This window comes from Stenotrophomonas sp. 01N47 (assembly GCF_056399165.1).
Map to the genome: position 1 here is coordinate 61,873 of NZ_JBFTQU010000007.1, position 14,087 is coordinate 75,959.

At 66.8% G+C, this 14,087-nt stretch carries 11 protein-coding genes; 5 read left to right on the forward strand and 6 right to left on the reverse strand.

What is annotated here, in order from left to right:
• Positions 1-109 precede the first annotated feature (109 nt).
• On the forward strand, positions 110-2,821 hold the full coding sequence (gene ppc / locus AC1DKR_RS14875; protein ID WP_478033449.1) for a phosphoenolpyruvate carboxylase: 2,712 nt from the start codon (positions 110-112) through the stop codon (positions 2,819-2,821).
• Positions 2,822-2,956: 135 nt separating this feature from the next.
• Positions 2,957-3,418 (forward strand): hypothetical protein, encoded by a 462-nt coding sequence (locus AC1DKR_RS14880; protein WP_478033345.1) that lies wholly within the window; start codon positions 2,957-2,959, stop codon positions 3,416-3,418.
• Between the two features lie 70 nt (positions 3,419-3,488).
• On the opposite strand, the gene AC1DKR_RS14885 is transcribed toward AC1DKR_RS14880, so the two are convergent.
• Positions 3,489-3,995, reverse strand: coding sequence for an acyl-CoA thioesterase (locus AC1DKR_RS14885; RefSeq protein ID WP_089238821.1), 507 nt, complete (start codon positions 3,993-3,995; stop codon positions 3,489-3,491).
• A gap of 141 nt (positions 3,996-4,136) precedes the next feature.
• Positions 4,137-5,348, reverse strand: coding sequence for a methionine adenosyltransferase (metK, locus tag AC1DKR_RS14890; protein ID WP_312111984.1), 1,212 nt, complete (start codon positions 5,346-5,348; stop codon positions 4,137-4,139).
• Between the two features lie 313 nt (positions 5,349-5,661).
• Here metK and olsF point away from each other — a divergent pair, with 313 nt between their 5' ends.
• The 3 genes from olsF to AC1DKR_RS14905 all read left to right on the forward strand — a co-directional run bounded on the left by olsF (position 5,662) and on the right by AC1DKR_RS14905 (position 9,344).
• Positions 5,662-7,371 carry a bifunctional ornithine lipid synthase OlsF gene (olsF, locus tag AC1DKR_RS14895; RefSeq protein ID WP_478033346.1) on the forward strand — a complete coding sequence of 570 codons (1,710 nt, stop codon included), beginning with the start codon at positions 5,662-5,664 and terminating at the stop codon, positions 7,369-7,371.
• Complete coding sequence (locus AC1DKR_RS14900; RefSeq protein WP_478033347.1) at positions 7,368-8,168, forward strand: UDP-2,3-diacylglucosamine diphosphatase; 801 nt, start codon at positions 7,368-7,370, stop codon at positions 8,166-8,168. The genes olsF and AC1DKR_RS14900 overlap by 4 nt, the downstream gene beginning before the upstream one ends.
• Before the next feature lie 117 nt (positions 8,169-8,285).
• Positions 8,286-9,344, forward strand: coding sequence for a metal-dependent hydrolase (locus AC1DKR_RS14905; RefSeq protein ID WP_478033348.1), 1,059 nt, complete (start codon positions 8,286-8,288; stop codon positions 9,342-9,344).
• Positions 9,345-9,454: 110 nt separating this feature from the next.
• Here the strand turns inward: AC1DKR_RS14905 and AC1DKR_RS14910 are convergent, their stop codons facing one another.
• From AC1DKR_RS14910 to AC1DKR_RS14925, 4 genes are all read right to left on the reverse strand, one after another.
• Entirely contained in the window at positions 9,455-10,282 is an 828-nt protein-coding gene (locus tag AC1DKR_RS14910) for a methyltransferase domain-containing protein (protein ID WP_478033349.1), read from the reverse strand.
• Positions 10,283-10,292: 10 nt separating this feature from the next.
• On the reverse strand, positions 10,293-11,288 hold the full coding sequence (gene dusB, locus AC1DKR_RS14915) for a tRNA dihydrouridine synthase DusB (RefSeq protein WP_478033350.1): 996 nt from the start codon (positions 11,286-11,288) through the stop codon (positions 10,293-10,295).
• 339 nt (positions 11,289-11,627) lie between these two features.
• A complete protein-coding gene (locus AC1DKR_RS14920) occupies positions 11,628-12,593 on the reverse strand; it encodes a ribokinase (RefSeq protein ID WP_312108318.1) in 966 nt (321 codons plus the stop codon).
• 25 nt (positions 12,594-12,618) lie between these two features.
• The gene (locus tag AC1DKR_RS14925; RefSeq protein WP_478033351.1) at positions 12,619-13,917 is read right to left on the reverse strand and encodes a NupC/NupG family nucleoside CNT transporter; all 1,299 of its coding nucleotides are present in this window, start codon (positions 13,915-13,917) and stop codon (positions 12,619-12,621) included.
• Positions 13,918-14,087: the final 170 nt, after the last annotated feature.

The following is a 14,087-nucleotide window of genomic DNA, read 5'->3' on the forward strand; positions in this document are numbered from 1 at the left end:
GGCCGCTGGCCGGCACTACCAGATGAAACCATTTTTGCATCGCAGCACGGCACGCGTTCTGGTTTAGGCTTGGGGTCTGGATCCGTTGACCGAGGCCTGTGCGTCGCCGATGAACGAGTACCGCAGCAGTATCGAATTCGCTTCCCCTGATCTTCCCCTGCGTGACGACGTGCGCCGTCTGGGTGCACTGGTCGGTGACCTGCTGGTCGAGCAGGTGTCGGCCGCCTTTCTCGATGACGTCGAGGACGTGCGTACGCGTGCCATTGCCCGCCGCGAGAACCAGGCGCCGCTGTCCGTGCTGGCCGACGGCTTGGCCGGGCGTGAACCGCAGCAGGCCGAGACCATGGTGCGTGCGTTCAGCACTTACTTCCAGGTGGTCAACATCGCCGAGCGCGTGCATCGCATCCGCCGCCGCCGCGACTACCAGCGCGCCGTTTCCGCCGCACCGCAACCCGACGGTCTGCAGGACGCCCTGCAGCATCTGAAGGCACAGGGCGTCGGCCTGGACGAACTGGCGCAATGGCTGCCACACATCGATATCGAGCCGGTGTTCACCGCGCACCCGACCGAAGCTGTGCGCCGCGCGCTGCTGGAGAAAGAGCAGCTGATGGTGGCGAGCCTGGTCGACAACCTCGACGGTCAACGCACCCCCGGCGAAGCCGCCGCCGATGCCGCGCGCTTCCGCATGGCATTGACCGCCTCGTGGCAGACCACCGATTCCTCGCCGGTGCGCCCGACCGTGGACGACGAACGCGAACACGTCGGCTTCTATCTGGTGCAGGTGCTGTACCGGGTGATCCCGGTGCTGTACGAATCGCTGCAGCAGGCGCTGCGCGATACCTATGGCGAGGAACTGCCGCTGCCACGCCTGCTGCGTTTCGGCACGTGGGTAGGCGGCGACATGGACGGCAATCCCAATGTGGATGCGCACACCATCCGCAATACGCTGGATGCACAGCGCGTTGCCGTACTGGGCCGTTACCAGAAAGAACTGCTGCAGCTGGCCAGCCTGCTCAGCCAATCCACCGAACGGGTGGGAGTGAGCGATGCACTGCAGGCGCGTGTCGCGCATTACCAGCAGTTGCTGCCGCAGGTGCAGTCGCGGCCACGCCATGCCGACATGCCGTACCGGTTGCTCAACGACCGCATGCGCGCACGCCTGCAGGCCACGCTGGATGATGCCGATGGCGCCTACGCCGGTCCGGACGCGCTGATCGACGACCTGCAGCTGATCCTCGACAGCCTGCGCGCGAACCGGGGCGAACATGCCGGCGGCTTCGCGGTGCAGCGCCTGTTGTGGCGGGTGAAGACCTTCGGCTTCCATCTGGCGCGGCTGGATGTGCGCCAGGAATCGAGCGTGCATGCGCGCGCGCTGGCGGCAGTGCTGGGTGGCGATGCTGCATGGGACGCATTGGATGCAGCGGGTCGCGCACGCCTGCTGGCACCGCATGCCAGTGGCGAGACACCCTTGCCCGTTGGCAATGATGAAGGCAACCAGCGCTTGGATGCGGTGTTCGTTGCATTGGCCGATGCACGTGCGCGGCATGGTGGCGACGCGCTGGGCAGCTACATCATCTCGATGGCGCACGACCGTGGCGATGTGCTGGCGGTGCTGGCCCTGGCGCGTCGTGGCGGCCTGGTCGACGACGCCGGCCACGTGCCGCTGGATATCGCGCCGCTGTTCGAAACCGTGGACGACCTCAAGCGCGGCACCGCGACGCTGCGCGATCTGCTGGCCGATCCGGTGTACCGCGCGCATCTGCGTGCACGCGAGGACGTGCAGATGGTGATGCTCGGCTATTCGGACAGCAGCAAGGATGGTGGCATTGCCGCATCACGCTGGGGCCTGCAGCGCGCACAGGTGGAACTGCTGGAGGTGGCCGCCGAAGCGGGCCTGCGCCTGACCTTCTTCCATGGCCGCGGTGGCTCGATCAGCCGCGGTGGTGGCAAGACCACGCACGCGGTCGATGCCTCGCCACGCGGCAGCATCGATGGCCGCCTGCGGGTGACCGAACAGGGCGAGGTGATCCACCGCAAGTACGGCATCCGCGCGCTGGCGTTGCGTTCGCTGGAGCAGGCCACCGGTGCGGTGCTGCGCGCCAGCCTGCGCCCGCGAGCCGCCGAGCCGCGCGAGGACGATTGGCGGCCGGTGATGGACGTGGTCGCCGGTTCCAGCAGCGAGGTCTATCGGGCGTTCGTCGGCCAGCCACGCTTCGTGGACTATTTCCGTACTGCCACGCCGATCGATGTGATCGAACGGATGACGCTGGGGTCGCGGCCGTCGCGCCGGCTCGGCCAGGATGCGGCCTTGACCAACCTGCGTGCGATTCCGTGGGTGTTTGCCTGGAGCCAGGCGCGCGCGGTGATTCCGGGCTGGTATGGGGTCGGCAGCGGCCTGCAGGCGGCGGTGGACGCCGGCCATGAAGCCACGCTGCGCGAAATGGCGCGGGACTGGCCGTTCTTCCGCACCTTCCTGGATGACATCGCGATGGTGCTGTCCAAGGGCGATATCACCATCGCCGAACAGTTCTCGCGCCTGTCCGGCGAGCTGCACGATGCGTTCTTCCCGCAGGTCGAGCGCGAACTGGAGCTGACCCGGCACTGGCTGCTGGCGCTGATGGAGCAGCAGACCCTGCTGGACCACGACGCGCGGCTGGCGTTGTCGATCCGCCTGCGCAATCCGTATGTGGACCCGATCAGCGTGCTGCAGGTGGACCTGCTGCAGCGCTGGCGCGAAAGCGGACGCGAGGACGACGACCTGCTGCGTGCGCTGGTGGCCTGCGTGAATGGTGTTTCGCAGGGCGTGCAGAACACGGGGTGATGCGAGAGGAGTAGTGCCGGCCGCTGGCCGGCAACTGCATGGGCTTGCCTGCTGCGAGGTTGCCGGCCAGCGGCCGGCACTCCCATGATGCCCGATGCACGGCTGCCCCGGCACCTTCCGGTATCCTCCCGCCCCATGAAGCATTCTTGGCGTATCACCAAATACTGGCAGCGGACGCCCGAAGGCTACCTGGGGTCACCGACCGAAGAGTGGACTGACTTCAGCGATGTCGGCAAGCGCGTGAGCATCGAGGATTACCTCGTTGTCGAGGATGCCTATCTGGATGCGATCAGGCGTTTCTGCATCGGCATAGGTGTCGAGTCACTGCGCATCCAGTCGCTTGAATGGCGTGATTCACGCGGCTACCACGAGGGCCAGTCGCTGGATTTGTACGGGATCGAGCGGGTGGTGCGTGACGTTCTGCGCAACGTCATCTGGTGCAAGTTGGTGAGCGATAGCGCCGAAGTGCACTTCGGATACGACTACTACATGTACGTGGTGTCGTCCGTGGATGCAGAGGCTGCACTGGCGGAGGCCGATCCGTTGTTGAACATCGAGCCGTTCCTTTCGCCCTATCTACCTGAGATGGACGAGTAGCGACGAGGAGGTTGCCGGCCAGCGGCCGGCACTACCGGTCTGCCAGGTGCCGAGCCCGGTCGGCCCGCGATCACTCTTCCGGTGACGGCGGATTGGACGCCAGCAGTTCCAGATGCCGTTGTTCCATTTCCTGGCGCAGCTGGCGGCGGATCAGCGCCGCGGCCTGGCGGCGCTTTTCGTCCGAACTGGCCGGCTGCAGCGATGGAACCGGCGTCGGCCGGCCTTCCTCGTCCACGGCCACCATGGTGAAGAAACAGCTGTTGGCGTGGCGCACGCTGCGCTTGAGGATGTCCTCGGCCACCACCTTGACGCCGATTTCCATCGACGAGGTACCGGTGTAGTTCACCGAGGCCAGGAAGGTGACCAGTTCGCCGACCGCGATCGGCTGGCGGAACACCACCTGGTCCACCGACAGGGTGACCACGTAGCGGCCGGCATAGCGGCTGGCGCAGGCATAGGCGACCTGGTCGAGCAGGCGCAGGATCGCGCCGCCGTGGACCTTGCCGGAGAAATTGGCCATTTCCGGCGACATCAGCACGGTCATGGACAGCTGGTGGGATTTGAGTTCGGTCGACATGGGGCGATTGTATCGGCAACCGCCGGCACTACCATCTGCCGGCCAGCGGCCGGCACTACCGAAAGCAGAAGGGCCGCTTGCGCGGCCCTTCTTGAAGGTCAGCCGACTAACAGTCGGCTCTACAGCGGCCCTTCGTGTTTCTTATTTCAGCTTCGCATCGGCGCGCAGGGCGGCGGCGCGATCGGTCTTCTCCCAGGAGAAGGCCGTGGCGTTGACGGTCTCGCCTTCGCCGTTGAGGTAGCTGAACTCCTTCGGCTTGCGGCCGAAGTGGCCATAGGCCGCGGTCTGCTGGTACATCGGGTGGATCAGGTCCAGCATCTTGATGATGCCGTACGGGCGCAGGTCGAAGTGCTTGCGGATCAGCTTCTCGATCTTGTCGTCGCTGATCTTGCCGGTGCCGAAGGTGGTGACCGAGATCGAGGTCGGCTCAGCCACGCCGATGGCGTAGGAGACCTGCACTTCGCAACGGTCGGCCAGGCCGGCGGCCACGACGTTCTTGGCGACGTAGCGGGCAGCGTAGGCGGCCGAACGGTCGACCTTGGACGGATCCTTGCCGGAGAACGCGCCACCACCGTGACGGGCCCAGCCGCCGTAGGTGTCGACGATGATCTTGCGGCCGGTCAGGCCGCAGTCGCCCACCGGGCCGCCGATCTCGAACTTGCCGGTCGGGTTGATGTGGAACTTGGTGCCCTTGTGCAGCCACTTGGCCGGCAGTACCGGCTTGATGATTTCTTCGCGGACGGCCTCGATGAGGTCCTTCTGCTTGATGCCCGGGGCGTGCTGGGTCGACAGGACCACCGCGTCGATGGCCGAGACCACGCCGTTTTCATAGCGCAGGGTGACCTGGCTCTTGGCGTCCGGACGCAGCCACGACAGCGGCGAGTTGCGCTTCTTGCGGATCTTGGCCTGCTGCTCGACCAGACGGTGCGACAGGTGGATCGCCGCCGGCATGTAGCTGTCGGTTTCGTTGGTGGCATAGCCGAACATCAGGCCCTGGTCGCCAGCGCCCATTTCTTCCGGCTTCTTGCGGTCAACGCCCTGGGCGATGTGCGGGGACTGCTTGCCGATCAGGTTCAGCACGCCGCAGGTGGCGCCGTCGAAGCCGACTTCGGAGCTGTCATAGCCGATGTCCACGATGACCTTGCGGGTCAGCGCTTCCAGGTCGATCCAGGCGCTGGTGGTGATTTCGCCGGCAACGATGGCAACGCCGGTCTTGACCATGGTCTCGCAGGCCACACGGGCGCGCTGGTCCTGGGTCAGGATCGCGTCCAGCACCGCATCGGAGATCTGGTCGGCAACCTTGTCCGGATGGCCTTCAGAGACCGACTCGGAGGTGAAGAGGTAGCTGGACATCAGGCTTAATATCCTTTGATTCGGATGGAAAGATGGGCGCGAATGATACACGGGGTGCGCCGCCTGTGCATTGTGAACCCGTATGGGTTGCCGGTGGTTAAGGTGTTGTGCCCGGCAGGGCAAGGCCTGGCGGGCATTGCGGGGGCATCGTGCACAGGCAGTGTTCCACTGGCGTGACCATTGCCGCCCCCGCCGGGACCGGATGCGCCAGCGTCTGCGCCGTCATCATTCTGCCGCCAAACCGCCATCTGGCTGCCGCCTGCCGGGCGCAGGCTCTCGGCCAACCCGGCCGCCGGGCAGGAGGGGACACGCCATGCAGGAACTCGAACAGCGTCTGCAACAACGCTATCCCGACTGGTTCCATGGCCGTCGCGGCCAACTGGCCCGGCCCCTGCTGCGCAGCGTCGGGCGCTGGTCACGGCTGGACCGGATCGAGGCGTTCCTGCGCCGCAACGCCAACGTGCGCGGTTTCGACTTCGTCGCCGCCGGGCTGGAGTTCATCGAGGGCCGCTACCACGTGGACCCCGCCGCGCTGGCGCGGATCCCGGCCACCGGCCGCCTGCTGATCGTGGCCAACCACCCCTCCGGCGCGCTGGATGCGCTGGCACTGCTGGATGCGGTCGGCCGCATCCGCCGTGACGTGCGGATCGTGGCCAACGATCTGCTGGGCGCAATCGGTCCGCTGCAGGACCTGCTCCTGCCGGTACGCATCCTCGGTGGCAAGGTCCAGCGCACCAGCCTGCAGGCGGTGGAGCAGGCACTGGCGGCCGAACAGTGCGTGATCGTGTTCCCGGCCGGCGAGGTCTCGCGGTTGTCGCTGCTGGGCATCCGCGATGGTCGCTGGCAGCGGGGGTTTGTCCGCTTTGCCCGTGCCGCCGCCGCTCCGGTACTACCGGTGCGGGTGGAAGCGCGCAATTCGGCGCTGTTCTACGGCGCCTCGACTCTGTTCAAGCCGGCCGGTACGGCACTGCTGGCGCGCGAGATGTTCGCCCGCCGCGGCCGGCCGCTGCGGCTGCGCATCGGCGAACCGATGCAGCTGGGGCAGGGTGATCCCGGCGCGCAGCTGCTGGCGGTGCGCCGCGCGGTATATGCGCTGGGGCGCGGCACAGCGATTGCTGAAGGCTGCCCGGCAGGGCCCGAGCCGCTGGCCGCGCCGGTGCCGCCTGCACAGGTCGCCGCTGGGATTGCAGCTGCCACCGTGCTGGGGCAGACCGCCGATGGCAAACAGATCCTGCTGGCCAGCTGCGCCGCTGATTCGCCGCTGCTGCACGAGCTGGGGCGGCTGCGCGAACTGACCTTCCGCCAGGTGGGCGAGGGCACGGGCCGCAGTCGCGACCTGGACGACTTCGACCTGCACTACCAGCACATCGTGATCTGGGACGGCACCGCCCAGCGCATCGCCGGTGCCTACCGGATCATGCGGGGCGCGCAGGCGTTGGCGCGCCGGGGCCTGGCGGGGCTCTACAGCGCTTCGCTGTTCCGCTATTCCGACGACGCCATTCCACGCATTGCCGAAGGCCTGGAATTGGGCCGCAGCTTCGTGGTGCCCGATTACTGGGGCAGCCGCAGCCTGGATTACCTGTGGCAGGGCATCGGCGCCTACCTGCAATGCCAGCCTGGCATCCGCTATCTGTTCGGTGCGGTGTCGATCAGCGCAGCACTGCCACGCGATGCGCGCGAGCAGCTGGTGGCCTACTACCAGCGGTATTACGGCGCGGCCGATGGGCGGGTGCAATCAAACCGGCCGTTCCAGTACTTCGCCGCGCCACCTTGCTTTGGTGAGATGGATGCGGCGGCTGCCTTCGACGTGCTCAAAGCCAATCTCGCCGCGCTCGGTACGGGTGTGCCCACCTTGTACCGGCAGTACACAGACCTGTGCGAACCCGGCGGTGCACGGTTCCTGGCGTTCGGCGTCGACCCGGATTTCAGCGACTCGATCGACGGTCTGATCGAAGTCGACCTGCACGCGATCCGGCCACACAAGCGCAAACGCTACCTGCGCGATGCGGGGATGCCGGTATGAGCACGCTGGCGAACCTGGCACCGCATCGCCGCGCCGTGTTCGTCTCGGATGTGCATCTCGGGTCGCGGCATTGCCACGCCACCGAGCTGGCGCGTTTCCTCGGCACCCTGCGCTGCGAGCGACTGTATCTGGTCGGCGACATCATCGATTTGTGGTGGATGGCACACCGACGCGCCACCTGGCGGCAGTCGCACAGCGAGGTCATCCTGGCCCTGCACGCGCTGCGACGCGCCGGTACCGAGATCATCTACATCCCCGGCAACCACGACGCTTCGCTGCGCCAGGTGTGCGGCCTGATGTTGCCGGCGATGCAGGTGCGCCGCCGTGCGATCCACACCACCGCCGATGGCCGCCGGCTGCTGGTGGCGCATGGCGACGACTATGACGGTGTCACCCACTTCGGTGGCCTGCAGGAACGGTTTGGTGACTGGCTGTACTACCGCATCCTCACCGGCAACCATCTGTTGAATGCGGTGCGGCGCCGACTCGGGATGCGCTACTGGTCGCTGTCCGAATTCCTGAAACGGCAGAGTGGCGCCGCTGAACGCTACATCGAGCGCTTCGTGCAGGCCGGCCTGGACGATGTTCGCCGGCGAGGCCTCGACGGCATCATCTGTGGGCACATCCACCGCGCCGCACTGATCGAACGCGACGGTCTGGTCTACGCCAATGACGGCGACTGGGTGGAGAGCCTGACGGCATTGGCCGAGGACCACGACGGCGCCTTGCGGCTGCTGGACCACAACGGGCGGACGTTGGTGGAGCTGCCGGGAGCGCGGTTGTCGCAGGCGGCGTAGCGGGTGGACGCATCCTGGCGCCTTGCGATGCGCTCGACGTACTGGCGCCTATCGAGCAATGGTGGCGCGGTTCGACGCTACCGAGACGGCGTCGACGCAACCCGCTAGCATCGGCCGATGGACTCATTGACCCAGATCGTTCTCGGCGGCGCCGTCGCTGCCGCCATCGCCCCGCCCGGACACCGCCGTGCCGCTCTGCTGGCCGGTGCCGCGCTCGGTACCCTGCCGGACCTGGATGCCCTGTGGCTGGGCTTTGCCGCCGCCGACCCGGTGGCGAACATGACTGACCATCGCAGCTTCAGCCATTCGCTGCTTGTACTGCCGTGGGTGGCCGCGCTGATCTGGTGGCTGTTCAAACGCTTCGGCAACGGCCGGGTGGCGCAATCACCGCTGCGCTGGTTCTGGGCGATCCAGCTGGCGCTGGTCACCCATCCGGTGCTGGATGCGTTCACCGTCTACGGAACGCAGCTGTGGTGGCCGTTGCAGCCACATCCCGCGATGGGCTCGAGTGTCTTCATCATCGATCCCGGCTACACGGTGTGGCTGCTGCTGGGCTGCGTGCTGGCCTGGTTCGGTCGCGCGCGACCGTGGGCGGGCAAGGTGCTCGGCGTTGCGCTGCTGCTCAGCAGTGCGTACCTGGGCTGGGGGGTGATCGCCAAGGCACAGGTCGACCGTGCCGCCCAGCAGAGCCTGGCCGCGATGGGCCTGGGTGACGCGCCGCGGTTCTCGGTGCCGATGCCGTTCAATACCCTGCTGTGGCGGGTCGTGGCGATGACCCCCAATGGCTACGTGGTGGGTGACCGCTCGCTGGTAGCCGACCACGCACCGATGCGTTTCGAGGGGCATCCGTCCAACGTGCAGGCACTGCGCGAAGCAGCGGGAATTCCGGCAGTACAGCGCCTGCAGTGGTTCAACCGTGGCTTCATGCGCGCGCAGGTGGTGCAGGGCAAGGTGGTGCTGAGCGACCTGCGCATGGGCCTGGAGCCGGACTACACCTTCAACTTCGCGGTGGCCGAGCAGGTTGACGGCCAGTGGCGCGCGATCGTGCCCGAGCAGCTGCGGGTGGACTACAGCAGCCCGGCCGCGCGTGCCGATGCCGGCCGCCGGTTGTCGGCGATGTGGCAGCGCATCTGGCACGAACCGGCGGCGGCGGACGGCGCCGCCGCGCACCCGTAGATCCACGCCACGGCCCATCAGCACAGTAGATCCACGCCATGCGTGGATGGCGTAGTGCATCGGCACCCAGTAGATCCACGCCATGCGTGGATGGCGTGTACCGCGGCCGCTCAATACACCGTTGCGCGGCCCTGCACGAACGAATAGAAGAACACCGCGTTCGGATCGTTCTGCACCAGCCGGAACTCGCGGCGCATGCCCTCCACCGTCTCTTCGTCCACCGTGCCGGCCTGCAGCAGCTGGTCGGCCGCCGACAGCAGCAGCTGTTCCCAGAAAGCGATCATCGTCTTGCGACGTGCCGGTTCGCGGTTGTCCAGATGGATGGTCTTGATCTCGGTGTGCACATCGCGGAAGCCACCGGCCAGCAGCAGGTTGCCCAGCTTGGCGCCGACGAACGGATCACCGCCGTGGTCGTACTGGAAATCGTTGAAGGCCATCCAGTAGCGCCAGATGTGCGGCGAATACGGATCAAGCAGGAACGAAGCATTCATCACCTCGGTGATGTAGACCGGCGAGCCCGGGGCCAACACGCGGCGTACTTCACTCAGCACGCGCGCCGGAGAGGGTACGTGTTCCAGCACCCAGCACAGGAAGGCCGCATCGAAGGTGCGCGCCTCGAAGGGCAGTTCGCCGGCATCGGCCTGCTGCAGGGTGTAACGGTCGCTGCACCACGGGGTGCGCGCCAGGTTCTCGCGTGCGGTTTCCAGCTGGGTCTCGCTCAGGTCCACGCCGGTCACGTGCAGCTCGGGGAAGCGACGCAGCAGGATCTCGGTCTGTGCACCCACGCCGCTGCCGACCTCCAGCAGGCGCGTGGCGCCGCTGTAGTCGATCTGGCCGAAGATGCTCGATTCCAGCAGGCGCGCCTGGGTCATCAGCCGCTGCTGCTCGGTGCCGGAGAACCCGTGCAGATAGGTCGGGGAAGAAATCGGCGGGGTCATGATGGCGGGCTCAGGCAGCAGAAGACATCGCCGGTTCCCCGGCGATCAGGCGGTCGAAATAGTCGGTGGTCAGCGCGATCTGGCTGGCCGGATCTTCTGCGCGGTTGACCACCGCGCGGAACGCGGCATTCTCCGGCCGGTCCTTGGCGTACCAGCCCAGGTGCTTGCGCGCGATGCGCACGCCCTGCGGATCGCCATAGAAATCATGCAGTGCGTGCAGGTGGCCGAGCAGGATGTCGCGCACTTCGTCCAGCGACGGCGGCGGCAGTTCTTCGCCGGTGGCCAGGTAATGCGCCACCTCGCGGAAGATCCACGGCCGGCCCTGTGCGGAGCGGCCGATCATCACCGCATCCACGCCGGTCTGCTGCAGTACGAAGGCGGCCTTCTGCGGCGAATCGATGTCGCCGTTGGCGATCACCGGGATGCGCAACGCGGCCTTGATCTCGCCGATCGTGGCGTACTCGGCCTGGCCGGTGTAGTGCTGGTCGCGGGTACGGCCGTGCACGGCCAGGGCGGCGATGCCACTGGCCTCGGCGATGCGGGCGATGACCGGGCCGTTGCGGTGGTCGCAGTCCCAGCCGGTGCGGATCTTCAGCGTCACCGGCACGTCCACCGCGTTGACCACGGCTTCCAGGATGCGCGCGACCAGCTGCTCGTCGCGCATCAGCGCAGAGCCCGCCCAGGCGTTGCACACCTTCTTGGCCGGGCAGCCCATGTTGATGTCGATGATCTGCGCGCCATGGTCGACGTTGTAACGCGCCGCCTCGGCCAGCTGCTGCGGCTCGGTACCGGCGATCTGCACGCTGATCGGCGCGGGTTCACCGGCATGGTCCATGCGGTGGATCGACTTGCGCGTGTTCCAGAAGCGCGGGTCGCTGATGGTCATTTCCGAGGCGGCCAAGCCCGCGCCCAGCCGTTTGCACAGCAGGCGGAAGGGCTTGTCGGTGACGCCGGCCATGGGCGCAAGCACGACGTTGGGGGCAATGGAGTACGGGCCGATCTGCATGCGCCCATTGTAGGGCGCGGCCGGCGCCCCGGCGGAGTTGCCGGCCTGCCGGTTCAGGCCCATCCGGACCGACCTCATGCCGCACGGGCATCAGCAGATGCTTGACCGTTGCTTCCGTCGCCCCCAAGGGCAGGCGATGGTGATCGGCTGGGTGGACCGGCAACGCGCATCCACGCATGGCGTGGATCTACTGCGCGCCCGACCCGCGTGGATGGGGCCTTCGCGCCTCGCGTCCCGGTAGATCCACGCCATGCGTGGATGGGGCCTTGCCCATGAACGTGAAAAGGCCCGGGCATCTGCATGCCCGGGCCCGATCATCATCCCCACGGGGATGTCGCGTTACTTCACTTCGGCATCGGCCGGGGTGAAGCGCGGCATTGCCGCGGCCGCGCCTTCCTTCTCGGTCGAGCGACCGGCGAACTGGTTGGCGAAGCGCACGTGGCGGGCGAACGGAGCGTCCGGCACCTGTGCCATCGAGGCCACCAGCGCACCGTTGAAGGCATCGCCGGCACCGGTAGTGTCGATTGCCTGCACCTGTTCGGCACCCACGCGGTAGTACGGCTGGGCGTCGCCACGCAGGTGCTCGTCGGCATGCGACACGAACACGCCCACCGAACCCAGGGTCACCACCACCGTGCCGTTGCCGACCAGCTTGCGGCACAGCGCGTGCAGGCTGGCGCCGTCCAGCGCGGCGACGTCGTTGGCATCCACGCGCTCGCCGACATGACGGCCGAGCAGGGCGGCGAACTCGGTTTCGTTCGGGGTGATCACATCGGCCAGCTTCAGCAGGCCGATGCTCGACGGGGCATCAGCCGGGGCGGCGTTGAGAACGGTGGTGACACCGGCCTCACGGGCCACGGCCAGGGCCGCTTCGATGGTCTGCACCGGCGATTCCAGCTGCACCAGCACCACTTTGGCGCCGGTCAGCAGGGCCTGCTGTTGCTGTACGAAGTCGGTGCTCAACGCCGCGTTGGCGCCCGGGCCGATGACGATGGTGTTGCGGCCACGGGCATCAACATAGATGCCCGCGGTGCCGGTCGGCTCGCTGCTGGCTTCGGCGATCAGCGCGAAACCATCCTGCGCGGCCAGGTCACGGGCGGTGGCACCACCCGCATCGTCGCCCAGTGCACACAGGAAGCTGGTGTCAGCGCCGGCACGGCAGGCGGCAACGGCCTGGTTGAAGCCCTTGCCACCGGGACCGGTGCTGTAGCGGCCGGCAATGGTCGCACCCGGTGCCGGCAGCGACTCGCACCGCCACACGTGATCGACATTGAAGGAACCGACGACAACGACACTGCTGCTCATAGGGAATCTTTTCTCGAACTAGGGTTCAGCTGAAATGCGTCAGCACGCCGGCGATGGTAGCCGTCATGAAGGTGGCGATGGTACCGCCCAGCACCGCGCGCAGGCCGAACTTGGCCAGGTCGTGGCGTCGTTCCGGTGCCAACCCGCCGATACCGCCGATCTGGATCGCGATCGAACTGAAATTGGCGAAGCCGCACAGGGCGTAGGTGGCGATCAGGCGACCTTCGTCGGACAGGCTCATGCCCGGCACCTGGCCATTCACGATCTTCGACAGTTCGGTGTAGGCGACGAACTCGTTGATCACGACCTTCTGACCAATCAGCGAACCGACGGTGGTGGCGTCGGCCCACGGGGTGCCGATCACCCAGGCGATCGGCGCCAGCACGTAGCCGAAGATGGTCGACAGGTCGGTCGGCTTGCCGATCGCAGCAGCCAGGCCGGTAACTTCACCGAGCCAGGTCAGCGGCGCATTGAGCAGGGCGATCAGGGCGATGAAGGCCAGCAGCATCGCACCGATGTTCAGTGCCAGCTTCAGGCCGTCACCGGCGCCGGCCGCGGCCGCGTCGATGATGTTGCTGGAGGTCTTCTCCACTTCCATCTTGACCGTGCCGCGGGTCAGCGGGGTGCCGGTTTCCGGAATCAGCAGCTTGGCCACGACCAGGGTGGCCGGGGCCGCCATGATGCTGGCCGCCAGCAGATGCTTGGCGTAGAACGCCTGCTGCACCGGATCGCCACCGCCCAGCATGCCCACGTACGCGGCAAGCACGCCGCCGGCGATATGGGCCATGCCGCCGATCATCATCGTCAGCAGCTCGGACTGGGTCATCTTGGCGATGTACGGACGCACCGTCAGCGGTGCCTCGGTCTGGCCGATGAACACGCTGGCGCAGACGCTGGTGGTTTCCGCACCGGACACGCGCATCACCTTGGTGATCGACCAGGCCATCACCCGCACGATCGCCTGCATGACATTGAGGTGGTACATGACCCCCATCAGCGCCGAGAAGAAGATGATCGTCGGCAGCACCTGGAAGGCGAAGATGAAACCGTAGTTCTTGACGTCCATCAACGAGCCGAAGATGAACTTCGAACCTTCGTTGACGAAGCTCAGCACCTTCACGAAGCCCTGGCCCAGCGCATCGAATACGTCGCGCCCGCCCGGTACCAGGATCACCAGGGCTGCAAAGGCGATCTGCAGGGTGATGCCGGTGGCGACCAGCTTCCAGTCCACCGCGCGCTTGTTGTTGGAAAACAGCCAGGTGATGCCGATCAGCACCGCCAAACCGAACAGGCCGAAGCCGATCCTGCCCAAACCTTCGACCATCTGAGTGACTCCCCTGGGGCGTCGCGAAAAACGGGAAGCCTAGTGCAGGGCAGGGGCCGGAGCAAGGAAAAGCCGTCTGCGCGCGGCCATCGGCTCCGATCAGGCCAGCAACAGCAAGGGGTTGCGCCTGCCGGGACAGGTAGAATGGTGGCTTGATCCCGGCCCGTATG

Coding starts and splice junctions, on each gene's coding strand:
- AC1DKR_RS14880 (WP_478033345.1), top strand. CDS start 2,957: ATGAAGCATTCTTGGCGTATCACCAAATACTGGCAGCGGACGCCCGAA.
- AC1DKR_RS14885 (WP_089238821.1), bottom strand. CDS start 3,995: ATGTCGACCGAACTCAAATCCCACCAGCTGTCCATGACCGTGCTGATG.
- olsF (WP_478033346.1), top strand. CDS start 5,662: ATGCAGGAACTCGAACAGCGTCTGCAACAACGCTATCCCGACTGGTTC.
- AC1DKR_RS14920 (WP_312108318.1), bottom strand. CDS start 12,593: ATGAGCAGCAGTGTCGTTGTCGTCGGTTCCTTCAATGTCGATCACGTG.
- AC1DKR_RS14910 (WP_478033349.1), bottom strand. CDS start 10,282: ATGACCCCGCCGATTTCTTCCCCGACCTATCTGCACGGGTTCTCCGGC.
- AC1DKR_RS14900 (WP_478033347.1), top strand. CDS start 7,368: ATGAGCACGCTGGCGAACCTGGCACCGCATCGCCGCGCCGTGTTCGTC.
- AC1DKR_RS14925 (WP_478033351.1), bottom strand. CDS start 13,917: ATGGTCGAAGGTTTGGGCAGGATCGGCTTCGGCCTGTTCGGTTTGGCG.
- dusB (WP_478033350.1), bottom strand. CDS start 11,288: ATGCAGATCGGCCCGTACTCCATTGCCCCCAACGTCGTGCTTGCGCCC.
- metK (WP_312111984.1), bottom strand. CDS start 5,348: ATGTCCAGCTACCTCTTCACCTCCGAGTCGGTCTCTGAAGGCCATCCG.
- ppc (WP_478033449.1), top strand. CDS start 110: ATGAACGAGTACCGCAGCAGTATCGAATTCGCTTCCCCTGATCTTCCC.
- AC1DKR_RS14905 (WP_478033348.1), top strand. CDS start 8,286: ATGGACTCATTGACCCAGATCGTTCTCGGCGGCGCCGTCGCTGCCGCC.